The following is a 24,865-nucleotide window of genomic DNA, read 5'->3' on the forward strand; positions in this document are numbered from 1 at the left end:
AGCACCCCCAGTTCATTCCAAAGCCTCCCAGGCCTTGGTGAAGCCCGTCAATGACAGGACAGGCTCAACCGGGGCTTGCGCTGCATCGAAGAAGGTAACTTTCATTTCATTGCCATGCTTCATCGCATTGATGAGGTTTGGTGTGAGTTTGACACCTGCATGGCATCCGGTGTTGTCGCAAATTTCAAAAGGCAGAATGGCCTCAGATCCCCCGTCAATGCGATAGCGCCAGCCCGTGCTCAGAAGAATGCCGAGCGGAAAGCTTACCAGAAGCGTCGGGTCTTCCCCCTTGAAAATTTTCGCTTGGAGTATCGCACGGGCAGTTGTTGTCTGCGCTACGGTTTGTGACATGCGACAGGGTTGATCTGTCTCACAAGTGACTTGCCAATTCGTGAAGACCAGAGCAGGTGTGGTTTGCACTACGGAATTGTGCGCGGAGGAGATGTCCTCTGAACTCGCCCCTGTAGTGTTGCACAGCACGGCGCAGGTTAGTGCCACTACACGGGGTAAACATTTTATTTGAATGCTCTGTACGGAAAGTATCACCTTGAATGCTCTTTTAAAGTGTAACAGAAAGACTGAGTTTCGATAACTGTTTTTGATAGGTGTGGCCAGATGATTTGCTGTGTCGGTTGTGTGATGGGAGTGGGGCGTGTTTTGGGGCTCATCTCCGAAGGTCATGGAGACAGAGCTTGCGCACTTCGCCCTTCTGTGCCGGCGTTCGCCAGCCTTGCCATGCTCTGTGCCCCTTCTGCGTTGATGGCTCAAGTTGTTGTTTCCGATGGCGGCACAGCGACCGGGATCACTATCGGGTCGGCAGGTCTTGTCACTGTGGATATCGCGCCGGCTGATACCGCGTCCATCAGCCACAATACCTATTCAGCGTTTTCCGTGCCAGCGGGCGGGGTCAATCTCAACAATACGAGCGTTCAAGCCGGTACCATTGTCAATGAGGTGACCTCGACACAGACAACCCATATTGAAGGGCCACTGACTGTGATTGGTCCTAAGGCAGATGTGATCCTGGCCAATCCCAATGGGATCATAGTCAATGGTGGGCGGTTCCAGAACACGGGCAATGTGGCGGTCACCACTGGTGCATTGGGACGTGACCCTGACAATCAGGTTGTAACGCGCGTGAGCAGTGGCGTGATCGAAATCGGCCCGCATGGTCTCAGTGGTACGATGGAAGAACTCGCACTGGTTTCACGCTCTCTGAAGATTGACGGGGCTTTGCGTTATGATCTGCCAGGTGCGGCTTCTCATCTCAACATGATCACAGGCGAAAGCACGGTGAGCTTGGACCGGTTGCGTGGGGGCTTTGGCCAAGACGGGACTGGCCAACTGCCTTGGGCGCAGGTCACGAACCGGGGCGCGGTGGCAAGAGATGCGGTGATTGTAGACATCACTGGGAATGGCGCGGTATCTGCAGGCAGGATTAGCGTCACGGTTACCGATCAGGGGGCGGGTGTGCGCTTCTCTGGTGATCAATTGGCAGCAGTAGGCGGGTTTCGGCTGACTTCCTCGGGGCTGCTGGAAGTTTCCGGCGGTCGGATTGAGGCGCTGGGATCGGTGAATGTTGCGGCAGGAAATGTCGCCCTGACGTCCCGCGCGACCAAGCGGGCCGAGATCACATCCGAGGAAAGCGGCGTCACGCTCGTGGCGCTGGCGGGGGATGTAGAGCTCGGGCAGGCGCGAGTCGCAGGCCGGATCATTTCTTCCGATAATCTGGTCTCCTCGGGAGGCGTAACGATTTCGGCAACTGGCAACATCACGTCATCAAAAAAAGTGGACCAGGGAACAGAACTGGTTTCCGAGGCGGGCGAGATTCTCAATACGCAGAATGCCAGCAACGTGGTGCTAATTGCCGATGGGGCGATCAACCTTGAGGGGATGACCGTGTCGAGTTCAGACGATTTGCGCGTGACTGCGGGCGGGTCCGTGAACTTCTCGGAAGTCTCTGGTGAAGTCGGTGGCGATTTGCGGGTATTTTCTAATTCCGAACTTAGCTTTGAGGCTGCGGCACTGACGGCGCGAAGCGATATCCGCCTTGATGCGACGGATTTGCGTTTTGGGTCGGAAGACCCAGATGAAGAGCGCAGCGAATTAATTGCCGCTGAAGGCGGGTTCACTATGCGGGCGAGCGAAGGGGATATCTTGAACTACGGCAGCCTGCTTCAAGGCAAAACAACCACCTCGAGTGACCCGGAATCGCTGGGAGGCATGACGATCTATGCTGCGGAAGAGCTGCTGAACCGCAGCCTCACAGTTGACCGGTTGGCCGTGGTCTTTGGTGATCAAGACGACCTCCATATCGAGACGGGCGGTGATCTGCACAACGAGACCGGTCGGCTTTTTTCCAATTCAGGGATCACCATTCAGGCTGGGGGGGATATTTTCAATGAGACCTTATTTACCGAAGATGTGGTACCTCTGAGTGTGACGCGTAGCAAAGGACACCGCTTTGCCGAGTCGCTTTTTTTGAAGCGCGCACGTAGCACCCAAGTGTCTGCAGATTTTGGTGACCAAGCCGTTCTTGGTGAGCAATCGTTTATTCTCGGTATTGGGGATGTATCACTTGCTGCACAAAACATTCGTAGTATAGGGGCTGATATCTCCGGCGCCAATGTGAGGCTGGACGCCAGCGGTGTTGTCAGCAGCGAGGCCCGCCAAGTTGGACACGTGGATTTCCGCCAGAACTGTAAATGGTTTTGTCGCACGTCAGGAAACTCGGACTTGCGTTTCGTGGGAGGTTCGATAACTGCTTCTCAAACGCTTACCATCACAGCAGAGGAAAAAGTCAGTAGCCTTGCGGGCACATTGAGCGGTGCGGGGGGGATTTCCATTACGGCCCCGGTCACTGAGTTTGTGCCGGCTTTTTCGCCGCTGTTGATCGAGCACCCGGTAGGCTTAACTGGCTGGTTCCATGGTCACCGAGGCTATCTCACGGGGGGCTACAGTTTTGGGAGCTTGCAAAGCACTGGCGGGGACATCTCCATCAACGGAGATGCCAATCTCGGTGAGGCGGATCTCTTTGCTGCAGGTGAAGTGATTATTGCTGGAACCCGTATCGAATCTGCCCCACCCACGCTGCCCGAATTCTTCGAGCGCCGCCCCATAGGTCTTGTTTGGAATGTCTTTGACTGATGTGCGCGTTGCGAACAATTTTGATTGCCTCCGCGCTTGCGGCAACCTGCCAGCAAGCCGTAGCTCAGGAAGGCGATGCGGGCGAGCGTCTTCTTGAGGAAGAACGTCGCCAGCGCCAGATGGAAGAGCTTGCTCACACTCCGGCAGGTCAGGAAATCACCACACCAGATGCAAAGGGTCCGGTGATTGAAACACCCTGCTTTCCCATTGATGCAATCACGATAACAGGGGTTACCATCTACACAGAGGCAGATGTCGCGCCAATTCTTACCGCTTTTTCGGGCCAATGCCTTGGGCAAGTCAGCATCTCCAATTTGCTGTCGCAGATCACTGCGCTTTATGCCGATGCGGGTTATATAACCACGCGAGCTTATGTGCCGGCGCAGGACCTCAGTTCCCGACGCCTGACCATTGAAGTGCTTGAAGGGCGCATAGAAGCCTATGGTTACCAACAGGTAGACGGGGACGGTACCCGTCGGGCCGGACCACAGCGCAAAATCTCCTCCGCTCTGCCGCAGCGCCCGGGCGCGGTCTTCCAGCTCCGCGATTTGGAGCATGGGCTTGAACAGATGAACCGCCTTCGTTCTTCCGAAGTTAACGCCAATCTCACGGCGGGGGGGGCACCGGGTACCAGTCGGATCGTGCTGACGGAAACCAAGACGGATTCTGTGCGTGGCACGATTGGGGTAAACACCCGCGGCAGCGAGGTTACGGGCCGAACACAGGTGAGTTTCGGAATTGAAGCCGACGATCTTTTGCGCCTCAACGACAGCTGGTCCCTGAGCTATTCGGGTGCGAAGAACAGTAATGCGCTCGCCTTCGGGATTGCTGCGCCATACCGGAGATGGCTCTTCGCTTTGAACGGTTCCTATTCCGAAGAACTGACGCCGGTCGCTGCCATGTCGGATCTGTTTGCTCAAACCGCCAGCGTCAATCTGACGGCAGAGCGTCTCTTGTATCGAAATGCGCGATCCAAATACTTCGTTTATGGCACACTCTCCAGCTATTGGAACGAACGGTATATCAATATCGTCTCGCTGACACCTCAACACCGATCGGCCCTGCGGTTTGGCCTGCGCCACGAGCATCGTCTGGATAAGTCTGTCTTCTCGGCCGACACATTTCTGTCGTTCGGAAGCCGTTTCTTGAGCGCTGACTGGGATGCGTCAGACTTGCATGCAGGAAGTCCGCATGCCGATTTCACCAAGCTGGAAACTCGTCTGACCTATATCCGCCCCTTCGAGAATGGGCACCAATTATCGATGTCGATGGCGGCTCAACTGGCCAACCGTACTCTTTATGGCAATGAGCAGTTCTCAATTGGAGGCTGGGACAGCGTGCGTGGTTATGCTGGGTTCAGCGTAGCAGGTGACAACGGTGTGTATATGCGTACGGAGCTAAGTTTTCCGACCGTCGAGCTCGATCTGAGAAAATGGGGTGAGCCTCTCGGAGAGGCCTGGTTGAACCCTTTGCGCAAAGCTCAGGGTGGAATTCGCTCGTTTGCATTTGTCGATGCAGGCCATGTGTATGCGCGCGCGACAGAGCAGCGCGAGACCCTTTTTAGTGCAGGTTTCGGGGTTTCTGCCCAAATTGGCAAGACAACGATCAACGGTGGTATTGCGGTGCCGCTTCTGGAGGCGGGCGGCCAATATGCAGGAGACGTACAAGCCCATATTGGGCTGACGCTAAAGGCGTTCTGAGGGAGAAGTAGCAGAGTGAGAAAGAAACGACTCGACAGGCAATTCACAGGCTTGTTATCTAGTGATTGTATGATTGATGGCTAAGAAATTGTTGAATCTTTTGATTTTTTATAGAGAGACACGTCTGGTTAGCGTATTGCCTTTGGCCTTTTGCGCTCTTTTCGTCCTTGCTTCTCAACTTTCTGCTCAGGAAGACGGAGTGCATGTGCAGGAAGGCCTTGTGGCATTGAACGCGCAGGATTTTGCCGGCGCCGCGGCGGCGTTTCAAGAGGCCTTTGACGATGGCGACGCGGATGGTGCGTTCTATCTTGGCCGCATGTTGGAGCTAGGTATCGGAGGTATCGCCAATCCGAAGGCCGCTGTGGCGCTTTATCGAGTTGCCAGTGAACTCGGTTCGGCACAGGCGATGAACCGATTGGGCGTATTACATATTCAGGGTTTAGGTGTTCTGCAGAACTATGAGGAAGGTGCGCGTCTCGTTTGTGCGGCGGCTGAACTGGGCGATACAAATGGCGCTTTTAACTGCGGAACAGTTTTGCGAGAAGGCGTCGGCACAGGTAAGGATGAAGACCTTGCCTATGACTGGTTCGCTAAGGCTGGCGATCAAGGGCATTTAGGCGCGATGAATGCCCGAGCGGCTGCGCTGATTGAAGGGAAATATGTGGCCCAGGATATTCCTGCTGCGATGTCGCTTCTGGAACACACGGCTAATCGTGGTGATCGGGCGGGGCTTTTTGCTCTGGCGCAGTTACAGGCAGCCGGTCTCGCAGGCGATGCAGACCTGATCGAGGCGCATAAGAACTTCAACTTGGCAGCCGTGCTGGGCCATCCGCGGGCTGCAGCTGCCCGGGCTGCTGTCGAGGCGGGGATGAGCGCAGAGGACGTCGCTTTAGCGCAGGAACGAGCTCAGGCGTGGCGACCAGTAGAGCTTCCGAAAGAAAAGATAAGCGAGGAGGGGTAATGATCATGAGGTGTTCTCTCAAGACCGTCTTGATGGGGTTGGGCCTTTTTGTTCTTGCAGGCTGCGATACTTCCCAGCAATCCCCTTTAGGCGAGGAGGATGTCTATGCGTCAAGCCCTGATGGTCAGACGAGGTTGGTTATTTTCCGGGACGATTACTCTGGTTTGCTGATCCAGCCCAAAGTGTATGTCGACGGCCAACATGTTGCCACTTGCACGCCAGGAACTGCGACAACTGTCGCAGTTTTGCCCGGATCGCATCGTGTGAGCGGTGCAACTCTCAAAGAAAGATCAATCAACGTGGATGTTCCGAACGGCAAGACGACGTATGTCAGCTGCGCCGTTGGATTTGGTGTTTTGGTGGGCAAGGTTGAGTTTACACACCGTTTTGCTACGGAAGCGGCACCGAAGGTGGCTAAGATGCGAGCCATTGTAGCGGAGTAATCTCCCGGGATTGAAGAGATCAGATTGAGTGGCCAAGTCGCAAAAATATAGTATGCAAGGAACAGTGACATGATGAGTTTGAGTAAGCGAAGTCAAGCGCGTATTCGCAAGACCTTCCATGGGTTTGTGACCCTTGTCTCGTCGGCCGCGATTGTTGTCAGCTCGGTTTCAGCTTCCTTTGCACAGAACATTATCGTGGACCCTTCGGCGCCGGGTACATCATTTTTACAAACGAGCAACGGCACTCCACAAATAGATATTGCTACGCCACAGAGTGGTGTGTCGCTCAATCAGTTCTCGGATTTGAATGTTGGAGTGGACGGCCTCATTCTGAACAACTCCACTTCGAACGGTGTGAGCATTATTGGCCAGAATGTCACCGCCAACCCGAACCTGATGGTGTCGGGGCCGGCGAACACGATTGTGGCAGAGATAACGGGGGGCTCTCCCTCAACGATGACTGGCACAGCAGAGGTCTTCGGGAAAAAGGCGGCTGTGATCGTCGCCAATCCCAACGGGATCGTCTGCAATGGTTGCGCGTTCTTAAACACGAGCAGTTCAACTCTAACGACGGGCAGGCCGATTGTGAGCGGTTCCCGTGTTGATCTGTCTGTGACGGAGGGTACCGTGACAATCGGGCCGGATGGGTTCCAGCCCGGTACGCAGGGCGGGATCATCGGGCGGCATGTCATTTTGACGGGGCCGGTTGTGGCCTCCGGTCAGGAAGCCGGGAATGATCTTCTGGTTTCCGGGGGCGCACAGCGCGTGCAGGGGCTGAACGGGGCCGATCTGTCGGCCTCTCCCATCGTGGCTGCTCCGAGCACGACCGCCAAGACTTCGCCTTTTGCCATTGACGCAAGTGAAGGCGGCAGTCTGACCGGCGGAGATGTGATCGTGCGCAATCCGGAAACGGGACAGGGGGTCAATCTCTATGGGTTCACAGATGGGCGTTCACTAAACGCCGCATCCGGAGGCAATCTCTTTTACAAAGATATTAAAGTCGACACATCTGCGTCGCTCGCAGGGGCTGAACTGCGCCAATATGGCGGGATCACGGCCGGTGGCGATGTCACGATCAATGGCCGGGCTTTCACACTCTATGATGGTCGTGTGATCGAGACGGCTGGTGATATAGAGATCACGGGCGAGGAATTCGTGGTGATCGCGGGCGAGGTGTCGGGTAATAACGTGATCGTGGATGTTGCCACGGGCACGCTGACGAATACCGGTTTCCTGATGGCCGACGGCGATCTGACAGTCGTTGCGGGTGAGGACGTTCGTCAGCAGCGCGAGATCGCGGGAGAATACGATACGGCTCTCGATCCGGCGCTGCAGCAATATATTCAGGCCTACTACGCGCAACTTGCCGCCGGTGGGGCTGAGGCAGATATTGCTGCGGAAATGATCGCCCGGGCCAGCCGTCACGAGTTGGTGGCGGAGTATATCGCACAAGGGGCCACCGCGACGGGTACCAATGTCTCTATTACTTCAGAAGGCGGCAGCATCCTGAATGAGGGCGGTGCCATCGCAGGAACCCGGGATGTCCGCCTTGACGCCGCAGTCGATGTCATAAACCGCTCACTTGCCTTACTGTCAGATAGCGCATGCAGCGGAGAAGAATGCAGCATGCGCACTGACTTCCACACGGCCGAGATACTGTCCGGTGGTGCGCTCTGGATCGGTGCAGGCAACGATATCCTCAATGAGGCCAGTGATATGGCAGCAGCTGGCCATCTCGTGCTTGAGGCAGGGCGTGATATCATCAACAGTGTTGCGACCTCCAAGGTGACCAGCACGACGCCAATCGATTTCGGTTCCGTTTTCGGCTCCGATACGGGGTACGTCTTGTCGCAGGTCGAAGTGATTTCCCAGCCTGGGCGGATTGTATCTTTGCTTGGCGATGTCGATCTGTTGGCAGGGCGAAATGTCGAGCTTTATGGCTCTCTATTGTCTGCTGGCGGCACACTGTCTGTTTCAGCCGATAACAATGCAGATATTATATCTCTCACGACAGACGAAACCGGAGAGGTACGTTTTGATCAGTCGCAGCAGAAAAAGAATATTTTTAGCGCTAACGTGATTTCCTGCATGGAAGATCGCGTAGCTTTTGAAATTTTCTGCTCACCAATACTATCCCATATTCCTGACGTGACTGAGGCAGCATCTACGGTCTCTGCGACGCTTTCGGGTCAGAATGTATATGTTTCGGCAGGTAAAGACATCGGTTTGGCCGCAGCGCGTATTTTTGCGGAGGACCAGTTGTCCCTTGTCGCTCTGCAAGGGGGCATTCGTGTTCTTGATACCGAAATGCCAGCGTATCTTGATCGCAACGATGATAGACGCCCTGATCTTGTCGAAATCACCAGCGAGATTGCTGAGGGTCTCTTTGGCGCAAATGTTTCCGGCGAAGAGGCTGAAATAGCCGCGAATTATCTGGCGTTTCTGAAGCAAAACGAACTTTTGACCGCCGTGGAAGCTCTGCGACGGGCAGGTAGTGGTGCAAATATCAAGGATTCTGCTAGGGCGGTCGGCGCGCAGTCTTTTATCTCACTCATTGATGGTGACGGGACGGAAGAAGCAAATGCGGCCCGTACTCCACTTGAGACCATCTGGGAAACGCAGGGGGCAGCACTGGAGGCCAACCAGACTGCGATGTTCGATCTGCACCACGAGTTCCGAACAGAACTGGCCGTGCTTGAAGCAGGCCTAAACGCCCCGCCTCAGGATCTGCAGCACCTTTTGGATGCAGCTTTGGTTCAGGCAAATGCAGATTATGACAATTCTGTCGCAGCGGCAGAAGCTGAATATCAAGCCCAGCTTCAAGAAAACGAAGACAAATATGGTCTCGATCATCTCTCCGGTTTCAAGCTCATTGAGGCGAAACTCCGTAATTATGCTCAATTGAAAAAGCAGGCCGATGCGCAGGCCTTGGCGGAGCGTAACTCAACGGTCAACGCCGCAGCCACACAACTCCAGCTTTCGACTTTGGAGGCGACGGCGGCCTTTGCGGAAGTCGATTTCGAAGCCGAAATCGCGTCGTTGAAGCAAGCTTTTGAGGCTGATAGTACTCAGCTTCAAACAGAACGCGCAAACCTGACTCTTGAGCTAAATCAAGCGCTCAGTGATGGGCTGCGTGTGGCCGAAGCGGCCTTGCAGGCTCAGGTTGAACTTGCTGAGCTACGTGGCCTCGCTGTCGCGCAGGGCAGTCTTGATGCAGGTGAGGCGTCGCTCGCCTCAGCCCTGACAAGCCAGGAATTCTCAGGACTCTCCTCTGCGAATACAGCGAACATATTGTCTACATTGTCTGACGACACAGCAGAGCGCGACGCGTTTCTCGCCGCAGCCGCGCGGCATTTCAGCACCGGTGGAAACACTGCAAACCTTGTGTCTTCGCAATTGCCTTGGACGCAACTGGTGGCCAATGGCGACGGGCTGAGCCTCGCATCGGCAACCGAGCTGCACCTGCAGGATGCCTTTTTGGCGACCGATGGACAACTCACGCTGTCGACGCTCGGAGACCTCAGCCTGTTCAGCTCAGAACTTAGTTCGAACTTGCTCGGCGGCGCCACAAGTCTGACCGCAGGTGGCAATGTGACCACGCGTGGTACTTCGGTGCGAACGGCGGGGAAACTGACCATTACAAGTGGTCTCGGTGATGTCGACATTGGCGCCACTGCACGGGCCTATGACCGGACGACAGGCTTCGACAACGTGGTTGGTACGCTTTCAGATGGTAGCTGGAATACGAACCATCACCTGCTCTCGCAGGAGCTGTCTACACTCGATGTCGGTGGAGATCTGACCATCCATGCAGGTGCAGGCCTTGATATTGAGGGTCTCTCAGATGACGCCTTTGCCCTTTTGACAAGCGGGAACCTCATCCTCGGCGGTGTTGTCGGGACGGTGGGCGGCAACGCAACCCTGACATCGAATCGGGATATGGGGTTCATCGCCCCCCGCTCTGAAGTGGCTTACTCCACCGGAAACAGCCGCAATGGCACCGACGTGCTCGACATCCAGCCTCATGTTACCGACCTGACGGTTGCAGGGGATTTCGAAGCTTTCGCCGGGGATAATATGATCCTCGAAGGAACTATGATTGAAGCCGATGGCACGCTGAGCTTGAGCGCAACGAACGATCTAATGCTGTCGGCTGCACAGGAAGTCTATCAGTACAATTCGCGCTCCTACAGCAAGAACTGGTTTCGGAAAAAGCGTTCCAGCCGCGAGATTCTGACTGTTACCCATGACGGCTCCGATCTGACTTCCGGGGCGCAGATGGATATCGAATCCCAGGAAGGTAACGTGATAACGGCAGGAAGCTCGCTGATCAGCGAGGCCGGGGATATCAATCTATCTGCCACACAGGGCGATATCCTTGTTGGCGCCTTCACGGACGTTCATCGCGATCAGCGCCGTTCGAGCCGCTCTTACCTGTTCGGCCTGCTCTCCTCTTCCAGTTCAAACTTCCGCGAATACGCGACCAATACCGGGTCTTCGCTCTTGGCTGGCCTTGATCTGAACGTTGTTTCTGGTGGCAACACCGAATTGGTGGGGGCGCAGCTTGCGGCTGGGAACAACCTCAATTTCAACGTAGGTGGCGATTTGCATGTGCGCGCAGCTATCGATTCTGCGCGAGAAGAGAGCTTTTCGTCCAATGTAGGCTTGATCCTGGCTACGACGGAAACCGAACGTTCCCATCGTGAAACCGCTGTCTTGACTGCGCTGAATGCCAATGGCGACATCAGTTTTTCTGTGGGTGGAAATACCTATCTCACTCTGTACAGCTCGCCAGAAGAGGCCAGCGCCAGCGTAGCAGAACTTTACCCTGAAGAACTCGAAGCACTGGCTGGTCTCGTGCTGCTCGATCAGGAATTGCTCGACGAGTATTTCTACGACGAAACCAAGGCGCTCTCGCCCGCTTTCACGATGGTGCTGACCATCGCGCTGACCTCTGGATTCGGGAACCTGCTGACCAGCGCGCGCGTGACAGGGTTGACGGTCACCAATACTACGACTGGCGTCACCACGCTGACCCATGCAGGCCGTGCCGTCGCTTCCATGGCCGCCTCGACCACTGTGGGCATTGCAAATGGCACGGTCTCGGGCGAGCTTGACCTTGGCGACATCCTCAAGAACGCTGCGGTCTCCGCGGGTACAAGCTATCTGACTTCGTCGATAAACCTTAAGGCAACGGGACAGACTCAAGCGGAATGGGCCGAAGCGCAGGGCAATGCCGCCTTTGCCGCCGTCGATGACTTGGGCACGCGTACGCTTTTGGGCTCCGCTTGGGACCCGAGCCTGACCGCCTCGGTGTTCGGCTCTAACCTTACCGTTGCCAATTTGCTTGAAGGCGCCTTCGACGCAAGCCTCTCTGCTGGCATCCAGACAGCGGCCTATGGAGGCGACTTTGCCGATGCGTTCCGAGGCTCGTTTATCAACTCCGTCGTGGCGCTTGGCCTTGCCGACGCGCAGACCGGGATCGGCGGGATATTCAATGACGAATACGGTAATCCGATCAACGGCGGCGAGGGCTCGCTTGGCCATGTGCTCCTGCATGGGCTCGCTGGCTGCGCAGCCGCCGAAGCCCAGGGTGCCGATTGCGCCGCAGGGGCTGCAGGTGGGATTGCGCAGGCATCTTTTTCAGGAACAGACGCAGTCCAAGGTTTGACCGACGAGCAACAGCTTCAGTACGCTGCTATCCTTGGAGCTGCCGTTGCATTCATCTTTTCGGGAGGGGATCCTTCGAACGTGAGTGTCGGCTCTTCCGTTGCCCAGTCAGGAATGGCGAACAACCGTCAACTTCATCGTAGTGAGGCGGAACTTATTCGTGAAAATGCTCAATTTTTCGCTGAGCAGCAAGGAATTACCGAAGAAGAAGCTAAGGCCATCTTGACAGCCGAGGCTCTGCGCGGTGTGTCGGATGATTTTCGGAACATTGAAAAGAATGAGACCGCACGAACATTCCTCGACAACTTGGCGCTTAACCATGCCAGCGCGTTTCCTGCGGATCAGACGCTATTCGGGGACCTATCGGGAGGATCGTCTTCTGAATATCAGAACTCGCTTATTAACATAGGCAACGTAATCGAGGTCGCTGATTTATATGGGCTTGTTGATATCGGTGGCGGGAACAACACGCTTGCCATGGTGTTCAGCCGCGCGGCACTAGAAGTCCCGCAGTATTATGGCGAGGCGGATCGCCAAGACATTCTGGATCTTCTGACTGGGATGATGGCGCTTGTCGAAATTTTTTCGCTCACTGCAGATGAAATCATCGCGGATAAAGAGAATCCAGACTACGGTGACATCAGAAATGCGGAGTTTCTTGCCGGGGAACTCAGAGCCGAAGCGACCAGACTTGCCGAACTTACGAGCACGGTAGCGGTCTATGGTTCGGGGCATTTTTCCTTTTTTGAAATGCTGGGAGGTGGTGGCGAGGAGGTGGAGAACCTCGCTCAGGCCTACGCGCAAGGACTGGCCAGCATGGCAGGCGGTCTCGAAGGTGCGGTCGGCATTGCTCTAGTCCGTGCGATCAAATATCGTGCAACCGCCACAAATACGGGAAGAGCCATCGAATTTGATGGCCAATTCTATTCGGCAGATGGTTTCAAGTTTTCGAAATCGTACTACGAATATCTTTACAACAACGGGCGTCCTGCGCCCTTCTTGCAGGCTCGTGAGGTCCTGAACAGCAAGCCAACGGTGATGCCTGATCCTCAAGGAGCTGCAGGATATTTCCGCTATGAGGGGGCGGGGCTAGAAATGATCTACAATCCAACCACCGGCCAAGTCGGCCACATTCAACCATTGAGGTAACAGCAATGAACCCTAGTGATGTGAATGCAACGATGGACGCTGGTTTGGACGAATTCGCTCGGGCTAAGGAAAAAGTGAACCAATGCCTTGCGGCCTATAGGCGCGAGTGCCAACGGCAAATTGAAGAGATTGGCGCTGGCTCTCGCTCTGATGCTGAGAAAAGGTTCGATGTGCTCTTTGATATCACCGGCAGGTTATCGAAGGCGTGGTTTGTCCTTGATATCGATATAGGGGCTGATCTGAAGACAGTTGTGCGCGAGTTTGAACGTCTCCATGAACCGCATACTCGCGATTATTGGTACAAACGGTTTCAAGCTGGTGAACGTTGGCCCGCATGACTTACCTCCGCCGCCTGATCCAAAGCTGCCTTCTGTTGCTTATCGCTATCTTCGGGGTGGGGGGCATCCGCCGCACCGGGGGATTGGTTGCGGGGGGCTATCCCGAGAGCGAGCATTCCCTAACGGTCCAATCTCTTGATCTCGCCTTCACAGCACGGGCGCCACCAACTTCCGGCAGAAATCTTCTCTCTAACAGATGTTGCGTTCGCGCAAACCGGTGGCTTGCGCGCTGTGGATGGTGCGGGAACTACAGGGGTAGTGTCGGCGTTTGCGCAGTCCTCTATTGCCTCAAATACTGGAAACGATGGGGATTGGGACACGAGGCGCTATACAGCGATACAGCGTGGTAACGCCATTGAGGACTATTTGGCCGGAACAGACTATAACGGCTGGCCCCGTGTTGGCGCTCAATCTAACGGATATTCACCAGCTTGGGATTTCAATCAGGGTTCAACATGGGTAAGCTTGAAAACCGTTGATACAACTGGTAGCGGCTGGCAATCCACTATGCGCTCTCACATTGATGAACTGCAACAGTGGAGTAGCCCAACCACACTGCATTCAACCAAAGTTCTTGATATTCGAGTGCAGCCTGGGGGTGCCGGGGCAGCACAGTCGTTGGTTGACTATGGCGCTTCCAATGGTGTGCAGGTGGTGATTCATGAATTCTGAGCTGTTTGAACGTCGCTTGTGGATTATTGGGCAGCGAAAGGAATTGCCGGCCTCGGATATTTGGTCGCGTTTTTTGTATGGTTCGTTGCCTGATAGCGTACTTGTTTCATTACGCTCTGAAAGCCGCAACATTGCGTCCATCAAAGCTGGAAAGATCGAAAGCATTTTGGATTCTGAGACCTTTTCTTCTTTTGAGGTCTCAGGAACGGATTTTTGCTTTAACTACGGGCAAAATGGCGGGCAAAACTACGACCAGATAGTGGTTGATAGTGGATCTAAAATTTTAACACCGGATTTTGCCGACGAGCTGGTATCCGAAACGATTGCTTCTGATCCATGTTTTACGCAGGCTCATCTGGTTGATCGGAGATACGAGTATCTACAGAATATTTATGACCCTTTGCAATTTAAGGCGCTTGGTCTTTCGGTGGCTGGTTTGCCTATGAAATCTAATGGTCTGCCTTTTCCTCTTGAGCAAAAGATCGTGGATACGAGTCGCAACCCGGGGCGTTTTGCGTTGCGCCAAGGCTATATCGAGGCCTCCGCAGCGTATATGTGGTTTGGTGCAAATTTTTGGAAAGTAACTGGTTTATCCCCGGAAGCCGTTGCTGCGAAGTTACCTAAAGATGTCTCTATGCGGTTTGATGTCTGCTGGAAGCTTAGGGCATCGTCTGGTGTTTTCCAAAGCGACGAGAATAGAGCTATACAAGATAGAATTAGGCAAGCTGCTTTTGGCTAGAAAGCGCTACTTCCGAATCTCGCCCCATGACCTAAATCTTTTATATAGCTTGACTCCTCACTGCCCTTCATCCCCTTCTCCCACCGCCTGATACTTTGGCATATGAATAGCACGATGCTTTGAGCCGTCTGATGCGTTGACGATCTGTCCGTTTGCGCGTTTGCACCCTACGAACCAATCGACGGTATATCCGCAGATTGGAACGGGGGATGCGGTTCTTGGCCCTTCGATCGCGAACGCGTATAACCTTATTCCGAATGTGCCCATGAACCAGCAAGGTTATCCGAACGGCATTCCTGTTTATCAGATTACGGCTCCGGGGGTGAACTAATGACAACGTATACCAAACCTAGGAAGTTCTATCCTATCTATCAGGCGTTGCTAGCCACCGAATGGCGGGAGCACCGAACCGATGCTGGGCGGTGTTTTGCAAAAGATGAGGGTAATCAGTGCATTGTTCTGAATCTTCGAGAGATAATCTTGAAGGACCGACAGAAGATAGAACTGAATTGGTTTCTGCATTCAAAGGAACTTTTCGGGATTAGCCAAAGGATTTCACCAAACAAGCTCATGAAGTGGTTGCCGCTTACAGCGATGATCGAAAACCCACCGGATCAGCAAGATTCTTTGTTTGTGTTGGATACTGAAGAATTTACATTCGCTCAGGCTGAAAAGCTTATTGAGAAAGTAATAGGTTGGGGGCGAAGCGTAGATCCCAACCAAACTATTCGGAGCATTGCTTCCTCCCCCATCCCTGATGTCGGCGGTGCTCAGCTAAAGTATTTGGCTTCCCTTGCCTACGTTGGTGATTTCAACACGCTGATGGACTATCAAGAGATCTTTCGCAAAGGGCAGCGCATGAACTTCGTCCCTATGATCAAGCCTGAGATGATTGATCGAGCCGTTGATATTGCTCTTGAACGAACTTAGGGTCAGGGTCCATTGATTTCCGGTGGACTGCGTGATTCACCACCCGAAAACGAGCCGTGAACATGTCTGATCTCTTCTGACCGATGTGCAGATGGTGCGTCTTCAGCCTTATTTCCCGAAATCCACGGCAAGCCGCGCGTCGATGATGGAAGTGTGCTGAGTGGGATGGTAATCCCCCCTAAATCTCGGGGGGATTACCATGGAGCAGACTTCGGAGCCACGTCGTCGGCGCAGTATCAGCAGATGACGGACAACTTCCTGACTGGACCGCGCGGAACTGAGCTAATGGGATGAACTGCCTTCCCACCAAACGCTGCTATCGTGGCAGACATAGGTGGAGAGAGGAGCATCAGATGGACATCAAGGTTCTGGGAATTGATCTGGGCAAGACCGTTTGCAGCCTTGCCGGACTGGACGAAGCAGGAGCGGTTGTGTTTCGCAAACGGCTCCAGCGGCATCGGCTGCTGGACTTTCTTGCTACGCTGCCGCCCTGCGTGGTTGCGATGGAAGCCTGCGGCGGGGCGCATCATATCGGGCGTTTCTGTCTTGAGAAGGGACATGAGCCTCGTTTGATGTCGCCGCTCTATGTTCGGCCATATGTGAAGGTCCACAAAAACGACGACCGTGACGCAGAGGCGATTGCTGAAGCCGCGACGCGCCCCACGATGTCCTTCGTTGCGATCAAATCGGAGGAACAGCTCGATCTTCAGGCCTTACATCGTGCGCGAGAGCGCCTGGTGTCAGACAGGACGCGCTTGATTAATCAGGGTCGCGGTTTCCTGATGGAGCGCGGCATCCGGGTAGGAACCGGGCGCCATGTCTTTCAAAAGGAGCTGGCCAGATTAACCGCTGAGGGCAATGACGATCTTTCACCCCGAATGCGCCTGCTCGTGACTGATATGGCGTCCGAACTGGACGTGATCAATGATCGGGTCGCAGCCATCGATGCCGAGATCAAGGCACTAGCCAGAACGGATGCTGACATGCAGAGGCTGATGGAGATTCCCGGCATCGGTCCGACGATTGCCACGGCACTTGTGGCTGCCATCGGCACGGGCAGCTCCTTTTGCAAAGGTCGTGATCTTGCCGCATGGCTTGGTCTGGTGCCGCGGCAGGTCACGACAGGTGGCAAGGCCAAGCTGATCGGCATCTCGAAACACGGCAATCGATATTTACGTAAGCTCTTCATCCACGGAGCTCGAACGGTGCTGCATCTCGTGCGTGACAGGACGTCGCCAATAACGGCTTGGGCAGACGCTCTGAAGGAGCGAGCGCATGTGAACGTCGCGGCAGTCGCCATGGCCAACAAGATGGCACGTATTGCCTGGGCTGTGCTGACGAAGGGTGAGAGATATCGGCCGAATGCCATGAGCGGCCTGTAGTAGGGCAAACGCGCAATCGGACAAAGGAATCTGCGAGCGAGGAGGAGATGGACCAACGACCGATCGGCGTCTTGTCAGTCTGATGGGGAGCATGGCCCCCGAAGTGCCGATGAGCTAACGAGACACAGGACGCGCGACTTCCCATCTTGGTCAGGGGCAAATCGAACGGCCCCGAAGAAAGACCGAATACATAGAAGCAGGGTCAGCGGCGCATCGACAAATCACTTGCAGGGGAAGGCAGTTCATACATACTCCCCATCTCTTGGACAGAATTTGGCGTAAATTAAGCTACTCTCTGCTCCTGCTGATCGGTTTGGGTTTTGTCCTTTCTCAGCCAATAGACCACGGCTGGAGGCCTACCGCCAAGGGCTGAGTGTGGGCGTTGGTTGTTGTAGAAGGTCATCCATTTCCGGATGCCTGCCTTCGCTTCTGAGCCGGTCTCCCAGGCATGCAGGTAGGCGCACTCGTATTTCAGGGTTCGCCACAACCGCTCGATGAAGATATTATCGAGGAAGCGGCCCTTGCCATCCATCGAAATGCGGACGCCGGTCCGGCGCAGTCGATCCGTCCAGGCAAAAGATGTGAACTGAGATACTTGATCAGTATTCATGATCTCCGGCGGACCAAACTTGTGAATGGCCTCGTTCAGTGCCTCAACGCAGAAGTCCGCCTCCAGCGTATTCGAGATGCGCCAAGCCAGCACCTTACGGGTGTGCCAATCCATAATGGCGACCAGATACAGGAACCCTCGGCGCATGGGCAGATAGGTAATATCCGAGCACCAAACTTGGTTCGGACGCTCCACCCGCAGACCTCTCAGCAGATAGGGATAGGTCTTGTGCCCTTTTGCTGGCCTGCTGGTGTTGGGCTTTTGGTAGATCGGCATCAGCCCCATCAGGCGCATCAGCCGTCGTATCCGTTTCTCGTTCACCAAATGGCCGTCGTTGCGCAGGTGCCACGTCATCTGGCGGACACCGAAGAACGGCGTCTCCAGAAACTGCTCATCGATCCGCCTCATCAGGCCAAGGTTCTGCTCGGTCTCGCCCTTAGGCTTGTAATAGAATGACGAGCGCGAGATCGACAGCAACCTGCATTGCTGCCCAATGGACAAAATGGAATTGTTCGGCTCAATCATGTCGCGCCTCACTTGCCGGTCCACGGTTTGAGCTTTCGTGACAAAAAATCGTTGGCCACAGCCAGCTCCCCGATCTTGGCGTGCAATTCTTTCACCTGCTCTTCGTCGATCTCGGGGTTTTTCCTGCCGCCGCGCTCGAACACGCCAGACGCACCTTCCAGCAACGCCCGCTTCCATGTGTGGATCATCGTCGGATGAACCCCGAACCGGCTCGCCAGCTCGGCCACCGTCTGCTCACCCTTCAGCGCTTCAAGCGCCACCTTCGCCTTGAACTCAGGCGAATGCTGCTTCCGTTTCGACATCTCTGATCTCCTTCTCGTCGAAGATCAGCAGACAACAAATCGTAGCTTACGTCAGTGTCCGATTTTCGGGGGGTAGCTCACTTGGTCATCGTGGAGTAGCCCCCTGAAAGTGGTCCTCCAACTGGGATAGATTGTCCCGTAAATTGGAGGATCCGCGATGGCTGGAGAACAAGAGAAGCCGGAAGATATCGTATCGAAGTTTCGGCAAGTTGAAGTTCTGCAGGGGCAAGGCGCGACGATTGTCAAAGCGGTGCGCCAGATCGGCGTGACGACGAACAACATATATATCTGCGGCATGTGACATATACATATAGAATGAAGACTACTCATTGGTTTTAAATAAAAAAACGTGTCGCAGATTTTTGTCACAAGCTGTCACAGCTGGCCTGGTGTTGCCATGATTTGAGGTCAAGTAATTGATAATAAACATTTATTATATTTTGGATGTGTGACATCGCCAATTAGTATGCGCTGCAGCATAAAAAGGGACATGCATGCCCTGTACAGATCCTCGTGAGGTGCGAGATGGATCGTGGTCCTGAACTCAAAAGGGCCTTGTTCCGTCCAATCTGTCCGGTAATTACTTCTATATGGAATTGTGTCATAATCAGATTTTGTCCCGGTGTTTGTCGATCGATCTCGAAGTGGACCCGAGTGAGGCGAAAGTTTTTGCGCTCGCGGCAGTGCGCCACGATGAACGTCCGGCTCTAAAGTCGACCAAAGGTATCAGTCCTGCGCTTCTTGATCAGCTCGAGGCACAAATTGGCGATGTTGCACACCCAATCGGCCACAATATCCTGCAGCATGATCTGGAGCATCTCATTGCGGCACGCCCCCGGTTGTCGGCCATTATGCAGGCGCCGATCGACACCTTGTGGCTCAATCCGCTCGCATTCCCGCGAAATCCCTATCATCATCTGGTGAAGCATTACCATGATGGCCGCCTGGCGACGGGACATGTGAATGACCCCGAGTTGGATGCGCGGCTTGTGTTTGAGGTTTTGGCGAACCAGCTCGATGCTTTTGTGAAGCTGAGGATTGAAGAGCCGGATGCTCTTACGGCCTACCACTACCTGACGACACGCATGGAACGGGCGGGCGGTTTCGATGCGGTCTTTCGCTATGTGCGCGGCAAGGACTGCCCAAGCTACGAGGAGGCCTGTGCCGCGATACGGCGGTTGCTGGAAGGCCGAGCCTGCGGGAAGCGCGTCGAGCAGACATTGAGCCGATTGAGCAGCCCGCAGAATGGATGGCCCATGGCCTATGCGCTGTCCTGGATCACGGTTGCAGGCGGAGATTCTGTCATGCCGCCTTGGGTGCGGGCGCAGTTTCGCGAAGCGTCGCTGATCGTGAAGCATTTGCGAGACACGTCTTGCAAAGACCCTGCTTGCGCTTGGTGTGCCGAACAGAATGATCCTGTCCGCGCGTTGGAAAAATGGTTCGGTTTCCCAAGCTTCCGCCCTAAGCCGGTCGATCCGGATGGTCGCCCCTTGCAAGAACGCATCGTCGACGAGGCCATGTCAGGCAATAGTCTGCTTGGTATTCTGCCGACGGGCACGGGGAAGTCGCTGTGCTACCAGGTGCCCGCACTGTCTCGGTTCGACAAGATCGGGGCGCTGACCGTTGTGATCTCGCCTCTGGTCGCACTGATGTCGGACCAAGTTCAGGGCATGGAGCGGGCAGGTATTTCCTGCTCGGTCACCATCAACGGTATGATGTCCATGCCCGAGCGCCAAGATGCCCTTGATAAGGTTCGGATGGGGGATGCCGGAATCCTCATCATTTCTCCCGAACAGTTGCGCAGTACATCGATCCGCCGTGTATTGGTGCAGCGCGAAGTCGGGCTTTGGGCAATCGACGAAGCACACTGCGTCTCGAAATGGGGGCACGATTTCCGGCCGGACTATCGCTACCTCGGACGTTTCATCAAGGAATTCTCTGGCGATCAGCCGCCCGCGCCAGTGATTTGTCTGACCGCGACAGCAAAGCCGGAGGTTGTGGCGGATATCATCGAGCATTTACAGACGAAAGCGGGTATCGAACTACTTCCTCTCGATGGCGGCGCTTCACGGTCCAACCTGGCATTCGATGTGCGCCCGACGACGAAGAACAGCAAGCTATCAGATGTGCTGACCGTCATTGAGGAACTCCTGCCCAATGAAGGGCGCTCCGGCGCTGTGGTTTATTGCTCCTCTCGGAAAGAGACCGAGCGCGTCGCGGAGTTCCTGAAGTCACAGGGGCTCGATGCCGCTCATTTCCATGCCGGGATGACCGCTGACGACAAACAGGTCGTACAGGAACGCTTCCGTGTGGGTGAATTGCGCGTCATCGCGGCGACAAATGCCTTTGGCATGGGGATCGACAAGCCTGACATCCGACTGGTTGTCCATGCAGATATTCCGGGGTCTCTGGAAAACTACCTGCAGGAGGCCGGGCGGGCGGGGCGTGACAGGGAGGATGCCCATTGTGTTCTTCTGTTCGCTGCGGATGATGTCGAGCGCCAATTCCGTCTCACCGCCAGTTCACGGTTGGCGCGACACGAAATCGGGGCGATCCTGAAGGCGTTGAGACGGATCGACGAGCGCACGAAAAAGACCGGCAAGGTTGTTGCAACCTCCGGCGAAATCGTGCGATCCGAGAAAGATCAGGAGTTCGAACGCGACAGCGCCACTGACGATACTCGCGTCAAGACGGCGGTTTCCTGGTTGGAAGAAGCGCATCTTGTGTCCCGAGAGGAGAACCGGGTTCAGGTCTTTCCATCTTCCTTGCGGGTCCGCTCGGTTGAGGAGGCAAAGACACGTCTCGCCGATGCGGATCTGACCCAAGCATATCGCAAGCAACTCCTGTCCATCGTGGAACATCTAATCACGACGCCAGCAGATGAAGGCGTGTCGACCGATGAGCTTTGCGGCGTGTCGGGTATCTCGCCTGGGGCCTTGCCGAAGGCCATGGCGACACTGGAAAACCTCGGGATCGCACGCAATGATGTGGCGATGACGGTATTCGTCCACGTAGGGGTTGCCCATTCCTCGGCCCAGCGTCTGGCTCAGGCCTCTACACTGGAAGCCGACCTGATCACGCTAATGCAGGAATTGGCTCCGGATTTGGACGACAATGCGCCGGTCCCGCTGAACCTCTCCGAGACGTGCCAGCGACTTCGTGACAAGAGGCATCCGGATGTCCGGCCCGACGCGATCGACAAGCTGGTGCGCGGTATTGCCCAGGATGGTCGTAGCCTGGAGGGTGGGCGCGGGAATATCTCTTTGCGCAAAGCCAGTCGCAATACGCTGATGGTCACTTTGGTGCGGTCCTGGAAAACGGTGCAGGAGACGGCGAAATTACGGTGGTTGGCGGCAGAATTGCTACTGACCTATCTGACAGGGCGTCTGGACAAAGGCGCACGGGGCAAGGACCTTCAGGTCGAGACAACGGTTGGCGACTTGCTGGCTCAGTTGACGCAGGATGCCTTCCTGAAGACCAGTGGCGTACGAGACATGACAAAGCTGCTGGAACGCGCTTTGATGTGGTTGCACGAACAGGGCGTTCTCACCCTTGGCAAGGGGCTTACGGTCTTCCGGTCGGCGATGACCGTCTATCTCGATCCCGCCGGTGGCCAGTTTACTCAGGCCCATTTCGCACCGTTGGAAGATCACTACGGCGAGCAGACGTTGCAGACCCATGTCATGGCGACCTATGCGGAAACTGGCCTTCGGACGATGATCGACGCGGCGCGTTTGTCAGAGGATTACTTCTTGCTCAATAAGGAGCAGTTCATGAAGCGTTGGATGCCGGGCATGGGCCGGGAGGTCCGGCGTCAAACCACCAGCAAATCCTGGGATGCGATTGTCGAGAAGCTTGGCAATAAAATCCAGCAGGAGATCGTGACAGATGATCGGGACCGAACGAACGTTCTCGTTTTGGCCGGGCCGGGGTCAGGCAAAACGCGGGTGTTGGTCCATCGGATTGCCTATCTGCTCAGGATGAAACGCGAGGATCCACGTGGGATTCTTGTTCTCGCCTACAATAGACATGCTGCTGCTGAAATTCGCGTGCGGCTGCGGGCATTGGTGGGGGATGACGCCAATGGTGTTACGATTTCCACCTGCCATGCTCTTGCGATGAAGCTGGTGGGCGCAAGTTTTGTCGGGCAGCGTGCCGACACCGAAGACTTTGATGACATCGTTATGGAGGCCGTGCGTCAGCTCGAGGGAGATGGACTGACGAGATCCGAGGCCGAGGCCCAGCGGGACACTTTGCTGCAAGGCTATCGTTGGATTTTGGTCGATGAGTATCAGGATATCGGACCGGAGGAGTACCAACTCATCTCTGCTGTGGCAGGGCGGTCTCTGGAGGATGCCGACCTGAAGCTGAGCCTGTTCGCTGTCGGCGATGACGATCAGAATATCTATGCCTTCAACGGGGCCTCAATCGAGTTTATCCGCAAATTCGAAGAGGACTACAAGGCGCGGCCAGCTTTCCTGGTCGAAAACTATCGCTCGACAAGTCATATCATCACAGCTGCGAATTCGGTGATCTCCGTTGCACAGGAGCGGATGAAAGTTGATCATGAAATCAGGATCAACACGGACCGGAAGAGCAACCCGCAAGGCGGAATTCTTGAGCAAGAGGACAGTGTAGCACAGGGCAGGGTGCAGCTTTTGGACGTCCCCGGTGGAGATGTCAATCAGGCCGTCGCGGCCGTCGATGAGTTGATGCGCCTGTCACGGCTTGACCCGAACTGGTCCTGGTCGCGCACTGCCATCATTTCTCGTGATTGGAGAAAACTGGGGGCCGTCCGGTCCTATGCCGAACAACAAGGCCTTGATGTTGAGATGGCCAACGAGGACCTGCCAAATATATGGCGGCTTCGGGAGACACAGACCTTGATGGCTGGTCTCAGGAAGCGCCAAGGAGAGTTGTTGGGGATACATGACATCCTCACGGTTCTGAATGAGCAGGAGATCAACAAATGGGTCGAGCTTCTTGCGGAAGGTGTAGCGGAGCTGGCGCGCGAGTTGAAAGCAAAGACCATGCCCGTGCCGGATATCATTGAGTGGTTTGCCGAGTGGTCGCGCGATACGCGTGGTGAACAGCGCGGATTGCTTTTGCTGACTGCACACCGGGCTAAGGGGCTTGAGTTCGACCATGTAGTTATTCTCAACGGCGGATGGGATAAACCGTCGAAGAATGAAGACCGCGATGCACCGCGACGCCTGTTCTATGTGGCGATGACACGGGCTCAGCAGAGCCTCGTTGTTATCACATCTGGGGAACACGCCCTGCTCAAGGTAGGCTCTTCTTCGGTCCTGCGGCGTCTGGTCAGGCCGGATCCTGAGCTTGGGACGCCACGCCCAAGTGTCTACCAGTTGCCCGATTTGAAATATTCCGATTTGTCTTTTGCGGGTCGCCAGACTGAACGCAATGAGGCCCATGCCGCGATCCGCGCGTGCAAAGTCGGAGATCCCTTAACGCTGAAATTCCGTGATCCTCACTGGGAACTGATTGATCGGTTCGGGCATGTCATCGGCCGGATGTCGAAGTCTTGGCAACATCCTCACGGATTTGCTTTCACCTCCGGCGCAGTTGGCGCCATTGTCCATTGGCGCAAGTCGGATGGTGACGATAAATATGCCCACTACGCGCGTCGCGATGCTTGGGAGACCGTCCTGCCTGAATTGGTGTTCTCGCCTGAAGGCGGGCAGTTGGTTTCGGAGAACAACTCGGTGCGGCCTGAAACAAAGGTCGCTCCTGAGACAATGTCTCCGGCAGATAAAGGTGCGATGTCGTCAGACACAACGGTTGCCCAAGCGGTGTGGGATTTGGAAGCGCTTGGCGAGTTCGCGAAGGAGGCCTATGCGACATGTCGATCCTGGGACGAGTTGATCACCGCTTTCAGCGACCATGGGGTCGAAATCGTGCCCAAGTCAGGTGGACTTGTTCTGAAGGATCGATCCGACGGTAATCAGATCTGCAAGATGTCCGCAGTGGGGCTGAGATACAGGGCGATGATCCGACACTATGGAGTGGGCTTTCCTGATCACCCGACCCCTTGTTTAGCCGAGACGGCACTGGCAAAAAAGGGGGATTCCCGCTCTGGATCAAAGGGGCGGCCAAGAAAGAGGATGGCTAAGCATTTGGGGGGTGAAGGTGATTTCGATGTTTTTGAGGAGTGAATAGTTTCTCGTGTGGGAAAGTGTGGTGCTTGCCTGCTGAAACAAACGGAATTTTAAATGCCATGAGTACCGCCTGGTGCTTTCATTGATTTTATAGGCGCGCTGAAGGGTTTGGAATGAGCCA

Annotated in this window: 14 protein-coding genes; 12 read left to right on the forward strand and 2 right to left on the reverse strand. The window is 55.2% G+C overall.

Features of this window, described 5'->3' with window-relative positions:
- Positions 1–12 precede the first annotated feature (12 nt).
- Complete coding sequence (locus V1471_RS17975; protein ID WP_434290564.1) at positions 13–681, reverse strand: invasion associated locus B family protein; 669 nt, start codon at positions 679–681, stop codon at positions 13–15.
- Here V1471_RS17975 and V1471_RS17980 point away from each other — a divergent pair.
- From V1471_RS17980 to V1471_RS18025, 10 genes are all read left to right on the forward strand, one after another.
- Positions 616–3,147, forward strand: a complete 2,532-nt coding sequence (locus V1471_RS17980) for a filamentous hemagglutinin N-terminal domain-containing protein (protein WP_434290566.1) — start codon at positions 616–618, stop codon at positions 3,145–3,147. The genes V1471_RS17975 and V1471_RS17980 overlap by 66 nt on opposite strands.
- Positions 3,147–4,847, forward strand: coding sequence for a ShlB/FhaC/HecB family hemolysin secretion/activation protein (locus tag V1471_RS17985; protein WP_434290568.1), 1,701 nt, complete (start codon positions 3,147–3,149; stop codon positions 4,845–4,847). Before V1471_RS17980 ends, V1471_RS17985 begins: the two co-directional genes overlap by 1 nt.
- 76 nt (positions 4,848–4,923) lie before the next feature.
- Positions 4,924–5,808, forward strand: coding sequence for a tetratricopeptide repeat protein (locus tag V1471_RS17990; RefSeq protein ID WP_434290570.1), 885 nt, complete (start codon positions 4,924–4,926; stop codon positions 5,806–5,808).
- On the forward strand, positions 5,808–6,251 hold the full coding sequence (locus tag V1471_RS17995; protein WP_434290572.1) for a hypothetical protein: 444 nt from the start codon (positions 5,808–5,810) through the stop codon (positions 6,249–6,251). The genes V1471_RS17990 and V1471_RS17995 overlap by 1 nt, the downstream gene beginning before the upstream one ends.
- 69 nt (positions 6,252–6,320) lie before the next feature.
- A complete protein-coding gene (locus V1471_RS18000) occupies positions 6,321–13,070 on the forward strand; it encodes a filamentous hemagglutinin N-terminal domain-containing protein (protein WP_434290574.1) in 6,750 nt (2,249 codons plus the stop codon).
- A 5-nt stretch (positions 13,071–13,075) separates the two neighbouring features.
- On the forward strand, positions 13,076–13,408 hold the full coding sequence (locus tag V1471_RS18005; protein WP_434290575.1) for a hypothetical protein: 333 nt from the start codon (positions 13,076–13,078) through the stop codon (positions 13,406–13,408).
- Between the two features lie 135 nt (positions 13,409–13,543).
- On the forward strand, positions 13,544–14,080 hold the full coding sequence (locus tag V1471_RS18010; RefSeq protein WP_434290576.1) for a hypothetical protein: 537 nt from the start codon (positions 13,544–13,546) through the stop codon (positions 14,078–14,080).
- The gene (locus V1471_RS18015) at positions 14,070–14,819 is read left to right on the forward strand and encodes a hypothetical protein (RefSeq protein ID WP_434290578.1); all 750 of its coding nucleotides are present in this window, start codon (positions 14,070–14,072) and stop codon (positions 14,817–14,819) included. The genes V1471_RS18010 and V1471_RS18015 overlap by 11 nt, the downstream gene beginning before the upstream one ends.
- Before the next feature lie 330 nt (positions 14,820–15,149).
- Positions 15,150–15,749, forward strand: a complete 600-nt coding sequence (locus tag V1471_RS18020; RefSeq protein WP_434290579.1) for a DUF6990 domain-containing protein — start codon at positions 15,150–15,152, stop codon at positions 15,747–15,749.
- Between the two features lie 353 nt (positions 15,750–16,102).
- The gene (locus V1471_RS18025; protein ID WP_434290580.1) at positions 16,103–17,131 is read left to right on the forward strand and encodes an IS110 family transposase; all 1,029 of its coding nucleotides are present in this window, start codon (positions 16,103–16,105) and stop codon (positions 17,129–17,131) included.
- Between the two features lie 283 nt (positions 17,132–17,414).
- On the opposite strand, the gene V1471_RS18030 is transcribed toward V1471_RS18025, so the two are convergent.
- Positions 17,415–18,568, reverse strand: a protein-coding gene (locus tag V1471_RS18030; protein WP_434290581.1) for an IS3 family transposase whose coding sequence is annotated in 2 segments (ribosomal slippage) — positions 17,415–18,301 and positions 18,301–18,568 — 1,155 coding nt in all. Because the reading frame shifts where the segments join, the coding sequence is not laid out codon by codon here.
- Positions 18,569–18,725: 157 nt separating this feature from the next.
- Here V1471_RS18030 and V1471_RS18035 point away from each other — a divergent pair.
- Together V1471_RS18035 and V1471_RS18040 are read left to right on the forward strand one after the other, a co-directional pair.
- Positions 18,726–18,869, forward strand: a complete 144-nt coding sequence (locus tag V1471_RS18035) for a hypothetical protein (RefSeq protein ID WP_434290582.1) — start codon at positions 18,726–18,728, stop codon at positions 18,867–18,869.
- A gap of 289 nt (positions 18,870–19,158) precedes the next feature.
- Complete coding sequence (locus V1471_RS18040) at positions 19,159–24,741, forward strand: RecQ family ATP-dependent DNA helicase (protein ID WP_434290583.1); 5,583 nt, start codon at positions 19,159–19,161, stop codon at positions 24,739–24,741.
- Positions 24,742–24,865 lie beyond the last annotated feature (124 nt).

The sequence above is a fragment of the Celeribacter sp. SCSIO 80788 genome, assembly GCF_051054295.1.
Taxonomy (GTDB): Bacteria; Pseudomonadota; Alphaproteobacteria; order Rhodobacterales; family Rhodobacteraceae; genus Celeribacter.